Here is a 17578-nt window from a genome sequence, read left to right on the forward strand (position 1 = left end):
CGATCTATTTCCAGCGGATAACTGTCAGCAGGTTCGAGTAGTCATCGGTCCAGAGGCGAGCGTCTGATCGTGTTTCAAGCGGGACCCACGACGCCAGCGAATCGGCACTTGCCACAAGATGCGCTAGATCATCCGTGCTGCGAGCCATCACGACCCAGCGCGATCCGAGTTTTCCTTCGCTGGCCTGCTGTTCGGTGAGCGTGGAATCATCTTCAATCCACGCGATGAGACTTGCATCCTGCGCAAGATTGGCGAGTACCGGTGCGAGGTCGAGATGCTGATTGGTGATGTGGAAGGCGATGAGGCCGCCGGGCGCAAGCTTGCTGAGGTAGAGTCGCAGCGCTTCGCGCGTCACGAGGTGCATGGGGATCGAATCACCGCTGAAGGCGTCGAGGGCGATCATCCGGTATTGACCATTGCGCGCTTGTGTGAGTTTGAGCCGCGCATCACCCATCACGATCGTTGCGTGGGGAGCGCAGTCGCGCAGGAACGTGAAGTAGCGAGGGTTCGCGGCGATATGCGCCACCAGCGGATCGATCTCGTAATAGGTGAGATTTTGGCCGGGCTGCGCGAGACAGGCCATTGCGCCCGCTCCCAGACCGACGATTGCCCAGTCGTCTGAGGAGTTGTCGTAGAGCGCACGGGCAATTTGGCCTGCCGGTCCACCTGCCGTGTAGTAGGCGAGCGGAATTCGGCTTTTTGCCGGGTCGAGGCTTTGCATCCCGTGCAGGGTCGCACCGTGGAGCAGATCGCGGAATCTTCCCGTTGGGTCGTCCGCTACGCGGTAGACGCCGAAGAAACTGCGCTCCATATCGAGAATGTGTCCGTAGGGACCGACGTAAAACTGGCTGGCTAGAAATGCCGCGGCGGCTCCAAGTCCAAATCGGATAGGCCTTCGCTGAGCGAAGAAGAGGCAGCAGGCCATCGCGACGCCGAAGATGAGAAAGTAGGCGGCGACAGGCAGATGCATTCCGCCGGCGCGCGGGATGAGGAATGCGGCAGTCATGCCGATGCCGAGTGCGAGAGGAAGAAGCCAGTCGAGCCTGCGGGCGCGGGTCTCTTCCGACGTGTCGAGAGAACTCTGATGAAGGGGGCGACGCAGCAAGGCTGCACAGATCAGGGCGATGGGAAATTCGACCACGGAGTGAAAGGCAATCGGGGCGATGATGGAGTTGAAGACGCCGCCGAGCACGCCTCCAACGGAGATCAATAGATAGAACTCGGTTAGCTTGTACGCTGGCGGCCGAGTTGCAGCCAGTTCTCCATGACAAACCATGGCCACACTGAAAAGCAGTATCGAATACAGGATGAGCATCGCCAACAAGGGCAACTTGGATTGCAACATTCCTGGAACCAGGCCGCAGAGAATCAGTATGGGAAGGCGCTGATCGAATATTGTCGGAGAGATGAACTGTCGCCGCGCAAATACGAACACGAAGCTGAGCAGATAAAGTGCCAGTGGAATCATCCAGAAGAGCGGGATTGCGGGCACATCGGTGGTGATGGCTGTGGTCACACCCAGCATCAGGCTGGAGGGAACGAATGCGAGAGCGATCCAACGAAAACGGGTGCGCATGGAAATCTCATGCTTCTGTTCTGCATCCTCGTGTTGTTCGCCAGGGATCGGGGTGGGTGGGTTCCAGCAAGTTACAGCGCAGGTCAGGCCTGCTGCAGTGAGCGTGACGTAGCCAATACTCCACAGGCGGCCCTGGGAGCCGAGCGTAAGCATGGGTTCCAACAAGAAGGGGTAAGCAAGCAGACCGACGATGCTGCCGGCATTACTCGCTGCATAGAGAAAATAGGGGTCCTTCGCCTGGTTGCTTCTCGATGTGGCGAACCATCGCTGCAGCATCGGCGTGCAGGAAGAGAGCGCGAAGAAGGGGATGCCGACAGAAACGGCGAGGGCCGACAAAATCCAAGGAATTGGATTCGCTTGTGTCGGGGGAGCAGAGCCATGGGGAAGATGCAGAGGGAGAACGCCGATCAGCGCGGGGAGCAGGAGAAGCGCGCATTGAATCGTCAGCACGACTCGCCACTTGAACCATTTCGTTGCAGCATGCGCGTACGCGTATCCGGCAAGTAAGAACGCTTGGAAAAAGACAAGACAAGTATTCCAGACTGCCGGGGAACCGCCCAACAGAGGAAGCAGCATCTTCGCAACCATGGGTTCGACCAGGAAGAGGAGCGCCGCACTGAGAAAGACAGAGATGCTGAAGAGAACCAGGATCATGCGATGAGGAATCCCTGCAAGGCCAATTTGTCGATCATATGGGTCGAAGCATAGGACCTGTTCGATTGGTCGATGTAAACATGATATCCGCAGGGCTGGAGTGCTGTGTCGTTTCGAGCCGAGACGTACATAAAGGGCCCGTTGCAATTGCAGTTCTTCATCGATTGGCAGAAGTGGCGGCCAGTTTCTCGGCTTGCGATAGAGTGGACAACTGTTGGCGGAGAGTTCCGGCGAGATCGGCAACCATGCGCAGTTTGTCCGCTACCACGAGGGGTACTCCATTTTGCGAAAGGGCTAACTGAGATTGAAGCAGTAATCCCGTTACCGTCTGCCGTAGTTCCATTCCGATCTCTTCGCGCGCGGCAAGCTGAGCCACGGCCTGTTCTCTCTCACGGCGGCTGAGCGCCGCGCGAATTTCCCGGACGATGCGCGCCGCGCCGGAGAGTGCAAAATTGATCTGAAGGGGAATAGCCTGCCCCGCGTGCTCCCAGATCGCGTCAGCAGCCAGCGGATCACATTCCGCCAGCGTCTCGTCGACGACGACGGCCGAAAACGCTCTTTTGCGCAGCGCATCCAAGGCAGTTCTGCGACTTTCTGCAACCTCAACCTTGAGGGAAAGCAGTTTGGCAACGGCGTCGGCACAATTGCGCACACCTTCAATTCCACTGACGATAAGAATGCTCATGGTCACTCCTCAAATGTTTGCTGTCGCAATGTGTTTTGATCTCGTGGGCAGGTTGATGAAAGTGAATTGCGCTGATCTCGATGTTGGGATGCTAGTCGATCGAACGCGGATCGGGTGATCCATATTCCTTCAGTTTGCGATACAGCGTGGTCTTTCCAATTCCCAACAATCGAGCTGCTTCCAACTTGTCGCCGTTAGTAACGCGAATGGCGTCGAAGATGGCGTCACGCTCCTTAATGGCGAGAGGGACGATGTCTTTAGAGATCGCGGTTTCCTGCTTTTTCCCTGCGCGCATAGAGGCATGAAGAGATGCAAGTGCCTGCTGTTGAAGCTGAGTAGGCAGGTCGCCAAGTTCAATCTGCCCACCCGATGTCATGGTCACACCGTGTTCCACCGCATTTTCGAGTTCGCGAACATTACCCGGCCAGTCGTACGCGACCATGATGCGCAGGGCGTCGTCATGAATGCTGAGTTTTCCTGGATGCGAACGCTGGATCCTATTGAGAAAGTGCGCCACAAGGACCGGTATGTCGTCTCTGCGATCCCGCAGCGGAGGGAGGCGTAGATTGACAACATTGAGACGATAGTAGAGGTCTTTGCGGAATGCACCGTGCTCGACCATGGCGGCGAGATCGCGGTCAGAATGCGGGCTTTGATCGGCGTGCGCAGTGTGGAACCGACAGGACGCACTTCTTTTTCTTGCAGGGCGCGCAGCAGTTTGGCCTGGAGTTCAAGGGTAAGTTCCCCGATCTCGTCGAGAAAAACGGTACCGCCTCCGGCAGCGACCAGCAGTCCGTCTTTAGAGTGGTTAGCGCCGGTGAAGGCACCCTTCACATAGCCGAAAAGCTCGCTCTCTACCAACGTCGGCACGAGAGAGCCGCAGTCAACCGGCAAGAAAGGCTTTTCAGGATTGGGCCCGAAGGTGTGAATGGTGCGCGCCACCATTTCTTTGCCAGTGCCGCTTTCTCCCAGAATCAGAACTGGATGACTCGAGTTCGCCACCTTGGAGAGAATCCTGTAGAGCTTTTCCATCTGTGGAGAGCGGCCGATCATCTGTCCCATGCCGTCCTGTGCCCGCAAGCACTCCCGGAGTTGACGGGACTGGGTGTTCATGTGGTTTTGCGCGCTGGCCCGTTCCAATGAAGATGCCAGTTCATCCACAGTAAATGGCTTGTTGAGATAGTCGGTCGCGCCGCAGTGCACCGCAGCCAGAGCTACGCTGGCGGAATCCACGGGCGCCATGGCAATGATGGAGATGCGCGGATGGAGGGCGTTGATCTCAGCAACGGTTTCAAGACCGGCTTCGCCATTCCTGGGGAGATCGATCAGGATGATGTCGGTCGGAAACTGAATCAAAGTGGATCTCACCCGGCTTAACCGGGAGATGCCTTCTGCTTTGTATCCAAGACTCCGGGCAATTTCGACGCAGGCTGATCTAGAGGTGTCATCCGCATCAACCACGAGAACGTGCAACTGGGAGAGTTGCGTCGATATTTCTGGAGGTTGGCTCATCTTTTGAGAGCTAAAGAAGGTTGAAAGCATCGTAGTCGCCTCATCAATTCTGCCTATGTGGGCCAGATCACTCATGTGTTGCAACGCGTAAAAGCGCTACGCGATCTCGACCGGTAACTCGATCTGAAAGCACGCGCCCACCGGATCTCGGTTTGCGGCGTGAATCAGGCCTCCGGCAGCCTCCACGACAGAGCGGGTGATGGAGAGGCCGAGACCACGATGCCGTAAGGGCCACGCATCGATCTGCTCCGCCGGGTTCGAGGTCGATTGCCTAGGCTCAAAGATGCTCTCCAGGATTTTGTGGGGCAGCCCTGGGCCGTTGTCTTCCACATTCAAGGTCAGCCAGGGGCTATTCCCCGGTTCGCCGCAACTTTCCCACAAAGTGATGTGAATTCTGCCCACAGCGGACATTGCTTCCGCAGCATTCTTGACCAGGTTCACCAGGATGCGCGTAAGGTCCTCGCAGGTCATGCGCACCGGAGCGGCGCCGCCCTGAGCATCGACGGTCAGCGCGATGGTTGGCCCGGCCAAAGAAGCAAGCAGGCTGCGATTGGCGAGAACTTCTTCGGCCATATTCCGGATTGGCTCCGCGGGAATGTTCTTCCATTGTCTCGAGTTCTTTGCCGGTGTGAGGAATGGGTCGATCGGTGTATCGGCCGCCACGAGATCGGATTCGGTGCCTTTGCGTTTTCGATCAGCATGAGTTTGTCGACCAGGCGGCGACTGGCGGCGGCCACGAGGCGGAGTTCTCCGCCGTAGTGCGAAAAGGGCGCGCCCAGAACGCCAGGCGCCTGCAGCAGGTCACAATACAGATCAAGCGCGGTGACCATGTTGCATGCATCGTGTGCGATCTCCGCGACATCTTCGCCTCGAGTGGTCATGGTGGACAGAATGTCGACGACCTTGTCCACGCGCTTTTGTTCTACTTCACCTAATTCGCTCAATTGCTCGACCTGGTGCATGGTTAGCCCTTCCTGTTCCCTGGTTTCAATCCGGGTTTGGAAACCCGCGTTTTCGGCATTCCTATTTACACGCGGCGTGCCAAATTAGGACACTCATTCTTAAGTTCCACAAACTTATGTGCTTAGCTCCGAGAACGGGTCTGAAGACGGGAAGCATCCTGCTTGTTGTCGATTCCCGAACTGGGACTGTTGGGCGCCGGATCCGGTCGGGCCCTCCTGGATTGAGCAACTTGCGGGGGATCAGGTAAAAACTTCCCGAATCGGACATTCCCGAATCGGTTGAGCTTCGTTGAGGGGGAGTGTCTGTTTGGCCCGTTCTCGTACAATCGGCCTATGAAACCCGCAGAAAACACTAGCTTCTTTCGTCCAGCAGATCGCAAACCAGACCAGCTTCGCCCTTTGACGCTTACGCCGGGCTATGTGCAGACTGCGGAGGGCTCGGTACTGGTGACACTGGGCAACACGCGGGTGCTGACCAACGCGACGATTGAGCAGGGTGTTCCGGGATGGCTGCGTAACTCTGGGCGGGGGTGGGTGACAGCGGAGTACGCCATGCTGCCGCGGTCGACGGTGACGCGGACGCCACGGGAGAGCGAGCGGGGGAAGATCGGCGGACGAACGCATGAGATTCAGCGCCTGATCGGACGGAGCTTGCGGGGTGTGGTGGACATGCACGCGCTGGGCGAGCGAACGGTCATTCTGGATTGCGATGTGATCCAGGCCGACGGGGGCACGCGGACGGCAGCGATCACGGGGGCCGCAGTTGCGCTGGCGATTGCTCTGAATGCGCTGGTGAAGGCGGGAACGCTGAAGCAGTCACCGATGAAGCAGCTTGTTGCGGCTACTTCTGTCGGTATCGTCGGCGAAGTGCCGCTGCTTGATCTCTGCTACGAAGAGGACTCACAGGCCGAGGTCGATATGAACATCGTGATGACGGCCGAGGGCGGACTGGTGGAGACACAGGCTACGGCAGAAAAGGGGAGCTACTCGCGCAGCGATTTAAATGGACTGATCGATCTGGCGGAAGCGGGGCTCAAGGAGATCTTTGCGGTTCAGCGAGCGGTTCTTCAGGGCTGAGTTCACCGGCTGCGCGGTGAACTCGCCTCATATCGATCAGTAACTTCGTGGCGTTGCCATCAGGGCACGATCGGCAGTTCAATTGCGCTGGCGTGGTCGGGCGAGTGGTAGATGCGCTGCGTTGCCTTCTGAAAGTCGCTGGGCTTGGCCCAGAAGATGTTCTCCACGAAGGTCTGCGGATTGCGGTCGTAGAGCGGGAACCAACTCGACTGCACCTGCACCATGATGCGGTGGCCGGGAAGAAAGACATGGTTCGTGGGTGGCAGCGGGAAGCGGTAAGTGAGAGGCTTGCCGGCCTCGATGGGCTTGGCTACTGCGAAGCCTTCGCGGTAGCGGCCGCGGAAGATGTCCATGGCGACGGCCAGCTGGTAGCCGCCAAGGCTGGGATCGCCGGCCACTTCATCCGGATAAACATCGATCAACTTAACGACCCAGTCGGAATCGGTTCCCGAAGTTGAGGCCACGATGTTGGCGATGGCTTGCCCGGTGATGTGAAGCGGCGCGGTCAAAACATCGGACGTGTAGGTGAGGACATCGGGGCGGCCCGAGGCTTCGCGCTGATCGTCGACGAGCCACTGCGGCCAAGTGAGGGGCAGTTCGTAGCCGACAGGCTGGCTAGGACGGGCGCGGAAAGGAACGGGCTTGGCAGGATCGGAGACATACTCGTCAAAGGATTCGGGCTGGGAATTCGAGGTTTGAGGGGAAGGTATTGCCGCCCCTGAAGACTCCGCTGCGGCTTGCGCGGAGAAACTGAGCTTGAATCCGGCCTGCAGGTAAAGCGGCTTTGTTGCGGGGGCGGTGGGCCATGCTGGGAGTTTCTGCCATTCGTTCTCGCCGGTTTCGTAGGCAGTCACAGGCGCGATATCCATCGCGGGGGCGTTGTCTTTCAGGTAGTGAGCGAGGAAAGGTGCGAGGACGTTCTTGCGGAACCATGTGCCAGTGTCCGATCCGAAGCGGATGGCGCCGAGTGAGTCGGCCGGTTCAATCTCCTGGCCGTGGTGCCAGGGGCCTAGGACCATGAAGACCTTGTCGTTGTCTTTATCCAAGGGCTTGATGGCTTTGTAGACAGCGGGTGCGCCGTAGATGTCCTCCTGATCCCAGAGGGAGTGGACGAGAAGGATGGGGATGGGAATGCCGTGGTCGCGAAACTCCTTTGCGAGGACCTTGTCCATGGCCTGGTCGGACCAGAAGGCGTCGTACGCGGGGTGGGCGATGAGTTTCTTCCAGAAACCTATTTGTTCAAGGCCGTGGCGATGGCCGAGTTCGCCGACTGAGGGTGCACTCATGTATTCGTCGTAGTCATCGAAGTGCGATGTCCACCACTTGGCGGTGTTGTCGCGGGTGCCGATCTGCTCGTAGATGTAGGGCATGTTTTGTTCGCGAAAGGCGCCGTTATGGAACCAGTCATCGCCCATCCAGCCATCGACCATGGGGTTCATCGGCACAGAGACTTTGAGTGCGGGATGAGGATGGATGAGGGCGGCGAGCGGCAGCCATCCATCGTAGGAGATGCCGAGAATGCCTACTTTACCGTTGGTCTCGGGAATGTTGTGGATGAGCCACTCGATGGAGTCGTAGGTGTCGGTTGATTCGTCGACGGCAGTGGGATTCTGTGGTCCGCGATTGGGGCGGTTCATCACGTTGTCGCCTTCGGATCCGTACTTGCCGCGGATGTCCTGGATGACACGGATGTAGCCGCCATCGAGGATGACGTCTACGGCGTTGTCGTAGCCGTAGAGATTTGGCCCAAGGTGTGCGCTGTTGGAGTGCGTGGTGAGCTGATCGGCGCTGTAGGGCGTGCGCGTGAGCAGGATGGGCGCGTGGGCTGCGCCCCTCGGAATGAGGATCACGGTGTGGAGATGGACGCCGTCGCGCATTGCGATCATGGCTTCGCGGCGAACGAAATCGAACGAGGACGTTACCGGCTGAAGGTGATCGGGCATTTCGCTGGGGTAGTTGGGATATTGCGGGGCGGGGCTTTGCTGCGCTTGAGTTGAGAAGGGCATTGAGATCGTGATTGCGAAGGCGGCAATACAAGGAAAAGCAAAGCGACTGGCGAAACGAATCATGCGGTCGACCTCATTGGAAGTTGCAAAAGCAGAGTTGAAGACATTGGAGTTGCGGAACAGAGATGCAGATTACTAGGTCACCGGACCGCATAACAACGTGAAAATCGCCCTCGTGAAAAGTCATGTTCGCGCGCTGGCAGGTTTGGTCCTGAAGATTTGCATGGATTGCGGCCGTTCAAGCACATCTGCGCATATCCTCTGCAATAAACGAGTTGTGGCGGTGTGTTCAGCGGCACACTTTTGGCTTGCGAGTCTCTGCTACCATAAGGACGATTGCAGTTCCCGCCGCTGAAATAGCCTGTGTGCACGTAACGGCGGCTCAATTCCGGAAAGATATCAAGAAGGAGAATTGCTATGCCTTTAGTCTCCATGCGGCAGCTTCTCGACGAGGCCGCCAAGGGCGGATACGGCGTCGGCGCATTCAACGTCAATGACATGGAACAGATTCAGGCCATCATGATGGCGGCGAAGGAAACCAAGTCGCCGGTAATCGTGCAGGCCAGCCGCGGTGCGCGGCAGTTTGCAGAAGACCTTTACCTGTTTCGCCTGATCCAGGCCGCCGCGGAACTGAATCCAGAGATTCCGATTGCGATGCACCAGGATCACGGCAACAGCTTTGAGACCTGCAAGAGCGCCATCGAACTGGGCTACACCTCGGTGATGATGGACGGGTCTCTTAAAGAAGACGGCAAGACTCCCTCGAGTTTTGAAGAGAACGTGGAAGTCACCCGCAAGGTTGTGGATTATGCGCACGCGCGCGGTGTAACGGTTGAAGGTGAGATCGGCGTTCTGGGCGGCGTGGAAGACGGACATGGCGCGGGCGGCTCGGGTCTCGAGCACATCACCGATCCCGACCAGGCTGTCGAGTTTGCAGAGCGCACTGGCGTTGACGCGCTGGCCATCGCCATCGGGACCAGCCACGGCGCGTACAAATTCAACAAGAAGCCGGATGGCTCGGTGTTGAAGATGGATGTGCTGATCGCGATTCACAAGCGGTTGCCGCACACGCATCTTGTGATGCACGGCAGCTCGTCGGTTCCCAAGGACCTGCAGGACATCGTGAACCAGTACGGTGGCAATCTGAAACCCACGTGGGGCGTTCCGGTGGAAGAGATTCAGTTGGGCATTCGCAACGGCGTTCGTAAGATCAACGTGGATACCGATAATCGCCTCGCCATCACGGGCGCTATCCGCAAGGTGTTCGCGGAGACCCCGGAGAAGTTTGATCCGCGCGATTACCTGAAGCCAGCACGCGAGGCCATGAAGAAGGTTGTGGCGCTGCGTATGACGCAGTTCGGTCAGGCAGGACACGCGGGCGACTACAAGCCGATTGCGATTACTGAAATCGCCAAGGGCTATGCGGATGGAACTCTGTCGACGCAGCCACTCGTAGCAGCGAAGTAACTTTCCAGCAGCAAGAAAATTAAGGCCATCTCACATGCAGGTGAGATGGCCTTTTTCATGCCTTCATCGCGAGCTGCCGGTAAGGTCGATGACTAAGCTTACCCGTCGGGATGATGCTGGCGCATGATTTTTTGCTGGCTCACTGCGTCGCCGTCTCCGCTCTTCAGGCTCGCAAAGACAATGGTCGACAAGATGGTGAGGCCGCCCAAAGTGCGGAAGGCGAGATGGATTCCGTGAATCATCTCCTGCGGTACGCGCGAGGCGCCACTGGGTACAAAGAAGGCAGTCGTCAGTCCTGCCGCGGCCACACCGAAGCTGATTGACATCTGCTGCATGGTGCTGGCGATGGTGCTGGCGCTGCTGGTATCGGGCTCGTCCATGTCCGCGTATACCAGGGTATTCATGCTGGTGTACTGCAGCGATGTGAATCCTCCATAAAAGTAGGCGAGAACCAGGATGAACCAGACAGGCGTGTGCAGGCCGATGGTGGAAAACACCATGAGAAGAATCCCGATGAGGATGGTGTTCGAAACGAGCACGCCGCGATAACCGATCAGCGCGAGCAGCCGGCGAATTACGGCTTTGATGCTCATGGCGCCGAGTGCCTGTGGCATGATGAGCAGCCCCGATTGAATAGGAGTGAAGCCGAGGCCGGTTTGATAGAGCAAGGGAAGCAGAAAGGGCACGCCGCCGATTCCGAGACGCGTGAAAAAGCTGCCATTCACCGAGGCCCGGAAGGTTCGGATCGCGAACAGGTTGAGACGAAGCAGTGGAAATTTCAGCACGCGAGCGTGCAGCCAGTATCCAATGAGCAACGCGATGGAGAGCGCCAGCAGACTAACGATTTCGCGCGAACTCAGCGCGTGTTCGCCGAAAACTTCGAGCACATACGAAAGCAATGCGATTCCCGAACCGAAGAGAATGAGCCCCACGATATCGAGGGGCGGGGTGTCGGCTTCGCAGTAATTAGGCAAGTGCATGTAGACAAGAATGAGCCCGATGATGCCGATGGGGATATTGAGAAAGAAGATAACGCGCCAATGAAAGTAGTCGACGATGAAGCCACCGGCCACAGGGCCGAGCATGGGGGCGATGAGCGCCGGGATGGAGACGAAGCTCATGATGCGAATGAGGTCTGACTTCGGAAATGTTCGCACCAGCGTGAGCCGGCCAACCGGAACCATCATGGCGCCGCCCATGCCCTGAACGACACGGAATGCCACGAGGAGATGAATGCTGGTGGAGATGCCGCAGAGAAAAGAGCCGAGCGTGAAGAGGCCGATGGCAAAGGCGAAGACGCGGCGGGTTCCGAATTTATCGGCCATCCAGCCGCTGATAGGGATGAACACCGCGAGACTGAGGGTGTAGCTCGCGAGCACGGCCTTCATGCTGAGAGGGGTGACGCTTAGAGCTTCGGAGATTGCCGGCACTGCGGTGTTCAGGATGGTGGTATCGAGCGACTCCATGAAAAAGGCGACCGCGACCAGCCAGGGCAGCAGACCCTTGGCTGCGTCAGAGGGTACAGGGTCCTGGATTGTTGTGCGGGAGGTTGTAGATGAACTCATGAGGCTTCGATCGCGGAAAATTGCATTTGGCCTTGTTGTGTGGCCGTTGTGATTAGATGCGTGCGCTAATTGGCTAGGATGTTGTGGGCGACGGTACGCGACTGGTGAGCGTATGAACTCCGAGTTCTTGATCTTTGTACTGAAGCTGGTAAAGCTTCCAGTAGAGCCCGCGGTTGGCAAGTAGTTCCTGGTGGGTACCCAACTCGCGGAGCTGGCCCTTGTGCATGACAAGGATGGTGTCGGCGCGCTGAATCGTGGAAAGGCGATGAGCGATCAAGACGCTGGTGCGACCTTCAACCATGCGTTCGAGGGCGCCGCGGATGCGCAACTCTGTGTCGGTGTCCACGCTGGATGTAGCTTCGTCGAGGATGAGGATGCGAGGGTTGTAGGCGAGAGCGCGGGCGAAGTTGATGAGCTGTTTCTGGCCGGTGGAGAGCGAATTCCCGCGTTCCTGCACCGGCTCATCGAATTCAGCGGGAAGCGATTCGACGAAGTCCAGAACATTGACGTCACGCGCGGCTTGTCGCATAGCGTCTTCGGTGATGGCCTCGTTGCCGAATCGGATGTTTTCGGCGATGGTGCCGGTGAAGAGGAAGGGGTCTTGCAGAACGACGGCAAAGTGGCTGCGAAGCGCGGCTAAATCGAGTTCGCGGAGATCGACACCATCGAGGCGGATTGATCCGGCGGTGACGTCGTAGAAGCGCATCATCAGGCTCGTCAAAGTCGTTTTGCCCGCGCCGGTGTGCCCGACGATGGCGACGGTCTGACCGGGTTCGATTGTGAACGAGACATCCTTCAAAATCCACTCGATGTCCGAGAGGGCGGCGAGTTCCCTGGCGTGCTCGAACGAGTCGGCGACGCGATTGACGAGCTCTTTTTGTTCCGGGGTCAGCTTCTGATAGGTGAACCAGACGTGATGAAATTCAATACGGTTGGATCCGTCGCCGGAGCGGGGATTGGCGGGACTCACGATTTCAGGCTCAGTATCCATCAGCTTGAAGATGCGTTCGCAGGCGGCCATGGCGGCTTGGAGGATGTTGTACTTGTCGCTCAGGTCCTGGATGGGACGCCAGAAGCGCTGCGAGTACATATTGAACGCGGCCAGCATGCCGATGGTGACGGTGCCGGCAAGGACGCCGAATCCACCGCGCCAAATGACGAGGGCGATGGCGACGGAGGAGAGAATCTCAACCGCGGGGTAGTAGAGCGCGTAGGCGAAGATAGTGTCTTTGAAGGCGATCATGTGCAGCCGATTGACCGCTTCAAAATCCTGGTAGGCGCGCTCTTCCCGATTGAAAAGCTGCACCACGGCCATGCCGCTGATGTGTTCCTGGGTGAAGCTGTTGATGCGGGCGATAGCAGCGCGCACGCGGCGATAGCTTTCGCGGACACTGTTGCGGAAGAGCCGCGTAACGATGAGGATGAGTGGCAGAACTGCGAAAGCTAGCAAAGCCAGCCACCAGTTAATGTTGAGCATCACGATGGCCATGATGGTGAGTGTGAAGAAGTCGTCGACGATAGCGAGGATGCCGCCGGTAAACATTTCGTTGATGGCGTCGACGTCGGAAGTGATGCGGGTGACGAGGCGACCCACGGCATGCGTGTCAAAGAAGCCGACGTGCATGCGCTGCATGTGCTGGAAGATGTCGCGGCGCAGATCGAACATGATTTTCTGGCCGGTCCACTGCATCAGGTAGGTCTGGATGAATTCGAAGAGGTACGCGGAGACTTGTGCGACGAGGAAGATCAGCGCGAGCCGGGTGATGCCGTGCATCGGATCGGTGGGCAGGTGACGGATGAGGTAGCTGGTCGGTCCACCTTCATGGCTCAATAGAGAAGCACTGTTCGATCCTTTGTCGGTAGGAAAATAGCGGTCAATGCCCACCATGACGAGGTAGGGGCCGGCGACATCGCTCATCGACTTGAGGGAGATGGAAATGGACGAGATGGCGGCCTGCCACCAGTAGGGACGCAGGTAGTGGCCGAGGCGCTTGATCAGGCGCGAGTCATAGACTTTGCCGACCGGATCCTCGTCGGTCTTGCGAAGTTCCGGCTTGTTGTCACCGGGTGGTTTCGGGTTGGGTTCGCGGGTCTTCTCTGCGTCTTTCGCCATGGGGGGTGCAAGCAGGCTTCCTTTTTTATTGTACGGGGAGATCGCTGGGACGCTCCCTCCCGTGTCTTCAAAGGACTTAAAGGGCTTCTCGTTCCCTCTACCGGTCGATTTTTGCCGTAGTGAAGGTAATCACAAACGGGGCAAACGAGATGTGGATATAATTCCTGCGCAATCAGATCACGACAGGAATGAACTCGATTCATTCAGTCAGAGAAAACAAATGATGCCGAATCGACGGGTATTTCTTTGTGCGGCTCTCTTTTTGGTCGCGCCATTGGTGTTTGCTAAGGGTCCAGAAGACGCAATTCAGAAACAGATGAGCGGCCTTCGCGATGTGTCGCCGGCGCAGAGACCGGCTCTTACCGTCAAGCTTGCAGTAGACATCCGGGCGCTGCCCGCCGGAAAGTCCAAGGTCAATCTCGCCGACGATCTCTCTCATCTGGCAACGGAGGGCGATCAAGGCGCTGATACGATTCAGGCCGTCGCTGATACTCTGTCGCAAGCGCTGGCCCAGACGCCGGTTCCCGCAAAGAAGGACTGGCCCCCGGCACCCTATTTTGATCTTGCGCGACTTGTCCGTTACGAGCACGCCAATTCAACGCTTACCGATCCGCTCTTCGTTAAGGCTTCTGAGGCCCTCGCGAAGAACGACGCCGACGTGGAGAAAATCGACTTTACACTGAAAGACCTGCACGGGAAGAAGGTCACTCTTTCTCAGTTCCGTGGCAAGGTCGTCCTTGTAAACTTCTGGGCGACGTGGTGCCTTCCTTGCCGGGTGGAGATGCCGGGACTCGATGCCATCTACACACACTTGGAATCACAGGGTCTCGTTGTGCTTGCAATTGATCCCGAGGACGTTCCTTCTTCGGATGCTTTTCTGATTGCGAAAACGGTCGAGCCGATGAATTTCCATCCAACGGTACTGCTTGATCCGGGCTCTAAGGTTGCGAATCAGTTTCACGTTGACGGCGGAATTCCCAAGAGCTTTGTATTCGGCCGCGACGGGAAGCTGGTGGCGGTTGCCATCGACATGCGTACGCAGCATCAGTTTCTTACGATGCTAGCGCAGGCTGGAATTCATCAGTGAGTCGACAGGATGGTTCGGGAACTTCATAGGACCCGGACCTTCGATTTCAACCGGATCAAAGCGGCAAGTCGAATGGCGCACGGAATGCACTAGACTCGAACCGTGAAGTCGAATGATTCTGACCTTACTTCTTCCGATGCGCGCAAACCAGCCAAGGTGGTGATTCGCGGTCAATACGCTTATCCACCTGGCCTGCGCTTTAATTTGCCCTTTTACAGATTCCATAGATTCTTCGATCCAACAAATCCGATTCTGTTGTTTGAGCATTTGCAACGCTATGGGCGTGCGGCGCATTACCGCATCCTGATGCATGACGTTGTCCTGTTCAACGATCCCAATGATATTGGGGAAGTGCTGATCGATAAAGCTGTTTTTTTTGGCAAGGACCGCACGCAGAAGCGAATGAAGATTCTGCTCGGCGAGGGGATGATCACTTCTGACGGAGAGAAACACAATCGCGGCCGTCGGATTGCCGCGCCTGCATTCCACCGCCGCCGTATCGAGCGCTATGCTCAGCAGATTGTGGAGATTGCCGCGGGATTTCGCTCACAGTGGAAGCCTGGCGAGGAACTGAATATCTCAGCCGAGATGATGCGGCTTTCGCTACAAATTACTGCACGCACATTGTTCGACACTGAAGTGACTCCGGAGATTCACGAGATCAACGACCAAGTGAATATCGTGATGGATTTGTATAACTTTCTGGTCGCGTTGCCGAGAGCGGAGCTTCTTCTAGGCTCGCCCTTGCCGCAGATGCGGCGTTTTCGCGCGGCCAAGAAGCGCCTGGATGAGGTGGTCAGTGGCATGATTAGCGCGCGGAGTGCAGAAGCGGCAACTCCGGGTGCGGACAATGGGGCAGACCTGCTTTCGATGCTGCTGGCTGCGCGGGATGACCAAGGCGACGGCTTGAAGTTAAACGCGCAGGAGTTGCGCGATCAGGTGCTCACGTTGTTTTTGGCCGGGTACGAGACCGTGGCCAATGCGTTGGGTTGGACGTGGCTGCTTCTGGGGCAGAATCCGGAGGCTGCGAACCGGTTTCACGCGGAACTCGACGCGGTTCTCGGCGATCGGCTGGCGACGCTGGAGGACGTGCCGCGGCTGTCCTACACGACGATGGTGCTATCTGAATCGATGCGGCTCTACCCTCCGGCCTGGGCGATGGGGCGCGAAGTTCTTGCGGATGTTTCGATCGGGCCGTATCGACTAAGAAAAGGGACGATGGTGTTTTTCAGCCAGTACATTGTGCAGCGCGATCCCAAATGGTTTCCGGAGCCTGAGCTCTTTCGCCCCGAGAGGTTCACCGCTGAAGCCAAGGCGGGACGGCCGAGGTTTGCGTACTTTCCATTCGGCGGCGGGGGACGGCAGTGCATCGGAGAGTCATTTGCCTGGATGGAAGCCATTCTGGCCCTGGCGACGATCGCGCAGCGCTGGCGCGTTGAACTGGTTGCAGGACAAAGAATTGAATTGCAACCAAAGATTACATTGCGGCCAAAGAACGGGATCCGTGTCAGCATCCTTCCGAGAGGCTGACGAACAGTTTTCAAAACCAATTGGATGAAGGACCGCTAGGCAGGCATCGATTTCGCAGGTGCAAAGATTCGACACATCAACGATGCCGTAAACTCGAAGGGTGGGATTTCAGAGTTTTTATGGCAATGAAACGACGGTGCGGCACTTGCGCGAGGGGTTGCGCAGCGGGCATTTTCCGCAGGCGCTGATTCTCGCTGGCCCCAGGGGCGCAGGAAAGTACACGCTTGCGCTTATGCTGGCGCAGGCTGTGAACTGCCTCGAGCCCGCCGAGACCGATGGGCTGCCGGATTTTTGCGGGCATTGTTCAAATTGCGTGCGCATTGGGGAGTCAGCCAACCTCGAAGAGCGGGTTGCGGAGGCCGTAGCTACTCGCGACGATATGCGGGATGCGGACAAGCGGGAGACCCGCATCCTGGTCCAAACCCACCCTGATGTGCTGATCGTGCCGCCGGATCCGCCGCAGCTTTTGATCAAGATGGGGCAGGTGCGCGCGGTGATCCACGCGGCCTATTATCGGCCTCCGGCGGCAGCGCACAGGGCATTCACGATCTTCACCACCTCCGCATTCATGAAGGAGGCGGCAAACAGTCTGCTAAAGGTTCTGGAAGAGCCACCGGAGCGCACATCGCTGATTCTGCTCGCGGAGAATCCGCATGAGCTGCTGCCAACGATCCGCTCGCGTGCGCTTCTTTACAGACTCGGCGCGCTGCCGCCTGCGGAGATCGAAGAATTGCTGGCGGAGCGGCGTCCGGAGTTGAAGCCTGCGCAAAGAGCGTTGGCGGCGCGACTGGCGGAGGGTGCTGTGGGCCGAGCACTAACGATCGATCTCGAAGTGTATCTTGCTAGTCGACAGGATGCGCTGCTGGTATTGCGAACGGCGTTGCGGGAGCCAAATTTCTCGCAACTCTTCCACGCGACGGAAAGCTATCGCGGGGGCGCCGATGGGCAGGAGAAGACCATCAACCTGCTGCGCGCGATGGGAAGCTTGCTCGAAGACCTGCTGCTTATGTTGGCCGGGACGCCAGGGCTGATTCGCAATCTCGATCTTTCAGCTGAGCTTGAACGTATGGCCCAAGGTCTTAACGTCGAATGGATCGCTGCGACTTCCCGCGCGGTCGTGCAGGTGGAACAGGGGATGCGGCGGAACCTGTTGCGCTCGCTCTCACTTGATGCAATGGCGGTTGGGCTGCAGGAACGTTAACGCGACGTTACAGCATATACGCGTCAAAAAAGGCAACCTCGCCCCTGCACCGGGCATCTGTTGGAATAGAATCAGAACACTTTCAACGGCAAAGAGTTACTTGTAGTCGCATCACCCGGGTGTGCCGAGGTTTGTCGTCTGCA

13 protein-coding genes and 1 pseudogene are annotated in these 17578 nt (G+C 57.7%); 6 read left to right on the top strand and 8 right to left on the bottom strand.

Features of this window, described 5'->3' with window-relative positions; translation table 11 throughout:
• Window positions 1-4: 4 nt before the first annotated feature.
• From P8935_RS08220 to P8935_RS08240, 5 genes and pseudogenes are all read right to left on the bottom strand, one after another.
• Window positions 5-2230: a fused MFS/spermidine synthase gene (locus P8935_RS08220; protein WP_348264507.1), complete on the bottom strand. Its 2226-nt coding sequence runs from the start codon at window positions 2228-2230 to the stop codon at window positions 5-7.
• Window positions 2231-2387: 157 nt separating this feature from the next.
• Window positions 2388-2915 (bottom strand): hypothetical protein, encoded by a 528-nt coding sequence (locus P8935_RS08225; RefSeq protein ID WP_348264508.1) that lies wholly within the window; start codon window positions 2913-2915, stop codon window positions 2388-2390.
• A 91-nt stretch (window positions 2916-3006) separates the two neighbouring features.
• On the bottom strand, window positions 3007-3291 hold the full coding sequence (locus tag P8935_RS08230; protein ID WP_348265318.1) for a helix-turn-helix domain-containing protein: 285 nt from the start codon (window positions 3289-3291) through the stop codon (window positions 3007-3009).
• 287 nt (window positions 3292-3578) lie between these two features.
• A pseudogene (locus P8935_RS08235) lies at window positions 3579-4502 on the bottom strand (sigma 54-interacting transcriptional regulator); the annotation flags it as partial.
• 21 nt (window positions 4503-4523) lie between these two features.
• Window positions 4524-5000 carry an ATP-binding protein gene (locus tag P8935_RS08240; protein WP_348264509.1) on the bottom strand — a complete coding sequence of 159 codons (477 nt, stop codon included), beginning with the start codon at window positions 4998-5000 and terminating at the stop codon, window positions 4524-4526.
• Window positions 5001-5062: 62 nt separating this feature from the next.
• On the opposite strand from P8935_RS08240, the gene P8935_RS08245 reads away from it, so the two are divergent.
• A complete protein-coding gene (locus P8935_RS08245; protein ID WP_348264510.1) occupies window positions 5063-5362 on the top strand; it encodes a hypothetical protein in 300 nt (99 codons plus the stop codon).
• A gap of 360 nt (window positions 5363-5722) precedes the next feature.
• Window positions 5723-6466, top strand: a complete 744-nt coding sequence (gene rph / locus P8935_RS08250) for a ribonuclease PH (protein ID WP_348264511.1) — start codon at window positions 5723-5725, stop codon at window positions 6464-6466.
• A 59-nt stretch (window positions 6467-6525) separates the two neighbouring features.
• Here rph and P8935_RS08255 read toward each other — a convergent pair whose 3' ends face one another.
• Complete coding sequence (locus P8935_RS08255; protein ID WP_348264512.1) at window positions 6526-8535, bottom strand: CocE/NonD family hydrolase; 2010 nt, start codon at window positions 8533-8535, stop codon at window positions 6526-6528.
• 354 nt (window positions 8536-8889) lie between these two features.
• Between P8935_RS08255 and P8935_RS08260 the strand changes: the two genes are divergently transcribed.
• On the top strand, window positions 8890-9939 hold the full coding sequence (locus P8935_RS08260; protein ID WP_348264513.1) for a ketose-bisphosphate aldolase: 1050 nt from the start codon (window positions 8890-8892) through the stop codon (window positions 9937-9939).
• Between the two features lie 98 nt (window positions 9940-10037).
• On the opposite strand, the gene P8935_RS08265 is transcribed toward P8935_RS08260, so the two are convergent.
• Both P8935_RS08265 and P8935_RS08270 read right to left on the bottom strand, forming a co-directional pair.
• Window positions 10038-11504 carry a DHA2 family efflux MFS transporter permease subunit gene (locus P8935_RS08265; protein WP_348264514.1) on the bottom strand — a complete coding sequence of 489 codons (1467 nt, stop codon included), beginning with the start codon at window positions 11502-11504 and terminating at the stop codon, window positions 10038-10040.
• Window positions 11505-11577: 73 nt separating this feature from the next.
• A complete protein-coding gene (locus tag P8935_RS08270) occupies window positions 11578-13617 on the bottom strand; it encodes an ABC transporter ATP-binding protein (protein WP_348264515.1) in 2040 nt (679 codons plus the stop codon).
• Window positions 13618-13837: 220 nt separating this feature from the next.
• Between P8935_RS08270 and P8935_RS08275 the strand changes: the two genes are divergently transcribed.
• From P8935_RS08275 to P8935_RS08285, 3 genes are all read left to right on the top strand, one after another.
• The gene (locus tag P8935_RS08275) at window positions 13838-14704 is read left to right on the top strand and encodes a TlpA disulfide reductase family protein (RefSeq protein WP_348264516.1); all 867 of its coding nucleotides are present in this window, start codon (window positions 13838-13840) and stop codon (window positions 14702-14704) included.
• 102 nt (window positions 14705-14806) lie between these two features.
• On the top strand, window positions 14807-16234 hold the full coding sequence (locus P8935_RS08280) for a cytochrome P450 (protein ID WP_348264517.1): 1428 nt from the start codon (window positions 14807-14809) through the stop codon (window positions 16232-16234).
• Window positions 16235-16334: 100 nt separating this feature from the next.
• Window positions 16335-17435: a DNA polymerase III subunit delta' gene (locus tag P8935_RS08285; protein WP_348264518.1), complete on the top strand. Its 1101-nt coding sequence runs from the start codon at window positions 16335-16337 to the stop codon at window positions 17433-17435.
• Window positions 17436-17578 lie beyond the last annotated feature (143 nt).

Origin of the sequence: Telmatobacter sp. DSM 110680, assembly GCF_039994875.1 — a bacterium.
In the GTDB taxonomy this organism is placed as follows: Bacteria; Acidobacteriota; Terriglobia; order Terriglobales; family Acidobacteriaceae; genus Telmatobacter.

Coding starts and splice junctions, on each gene's coding strand:
- P8935_RS08265 (WP_348264514.1), bottom strand. CDS start 11,504: ATGAGTTCATCTACAACCTCCCGCACAACAATCCAGGACCCTGTACCC.
- rph (WP_348264511.1), top strand. CDS start 5,723: ATGAAACCCGCAGAAAACACTAGCTTCTTTCGTCCAGCAGATCGCAAA.
- P8935_RS08225 (WP_348264508.1), bottom strand. CDS start 2,915: ATGAGCATTCTTATCGTCAGTGGAATTGAAGGTGTGCGCAATTGTGCC.
- P8935_RS08245 (WP_348264510.1), top strand. CDS start 5,063: ATGGGTCGATCGGTGTATCGGCCGCCACGAGATCGGATTCGGTGCCTT.
- P8935_RS08260 (WP_348264513.1), top strand. CDS start 8,890: ATGCCTTTAGTCTCCATGCGGCAGCTTCTCGACGAGGCCGCCAAGGGC.
- P8935_RS08255 (WP_348264512.1), bottom strand. CDS start 8,535: ATGATTCGTTTCGCCAGTCGCTTTGCTTTTCCTTGTATTGCCGCCTTC.
- P8935_RS08230 (WP_348265318.1), bottom strand. CDS start 3,291: ATGACATCGGGTGGGCAGATTGAACTTGGCGACCTGCCTACTCAGCTT.
- P8935_RS08270 (WP_348264515.1), bottom strand. CDS start 13,617: ATGGCGAAAGACGCAGAGAAGACCCGCGAACCCAACCCGAAACCACCC.
- P8935_RS08275 (WP_348264516.1), top strand. CDS start 13,838: ATGATGCCGAATCGACGGGTATTTCTTTGTGCGGCTCTCTTTTTGGTC.
- P8935_RS08240 (WP_348264509.1), bottom strand. CDS start 5,000: ATGGCCGAAGAAGTTCTCGCCAATCGCAGCCTGCTTGCTTCTTTGGCC.
- P8935_RS08220 (WP_348264507.1), bottom strand. CDS start 2,230: ATGATCCTGGTTCTCTTCAGCATCTCTGTCTTTCTCAGTGCGGCGCTC.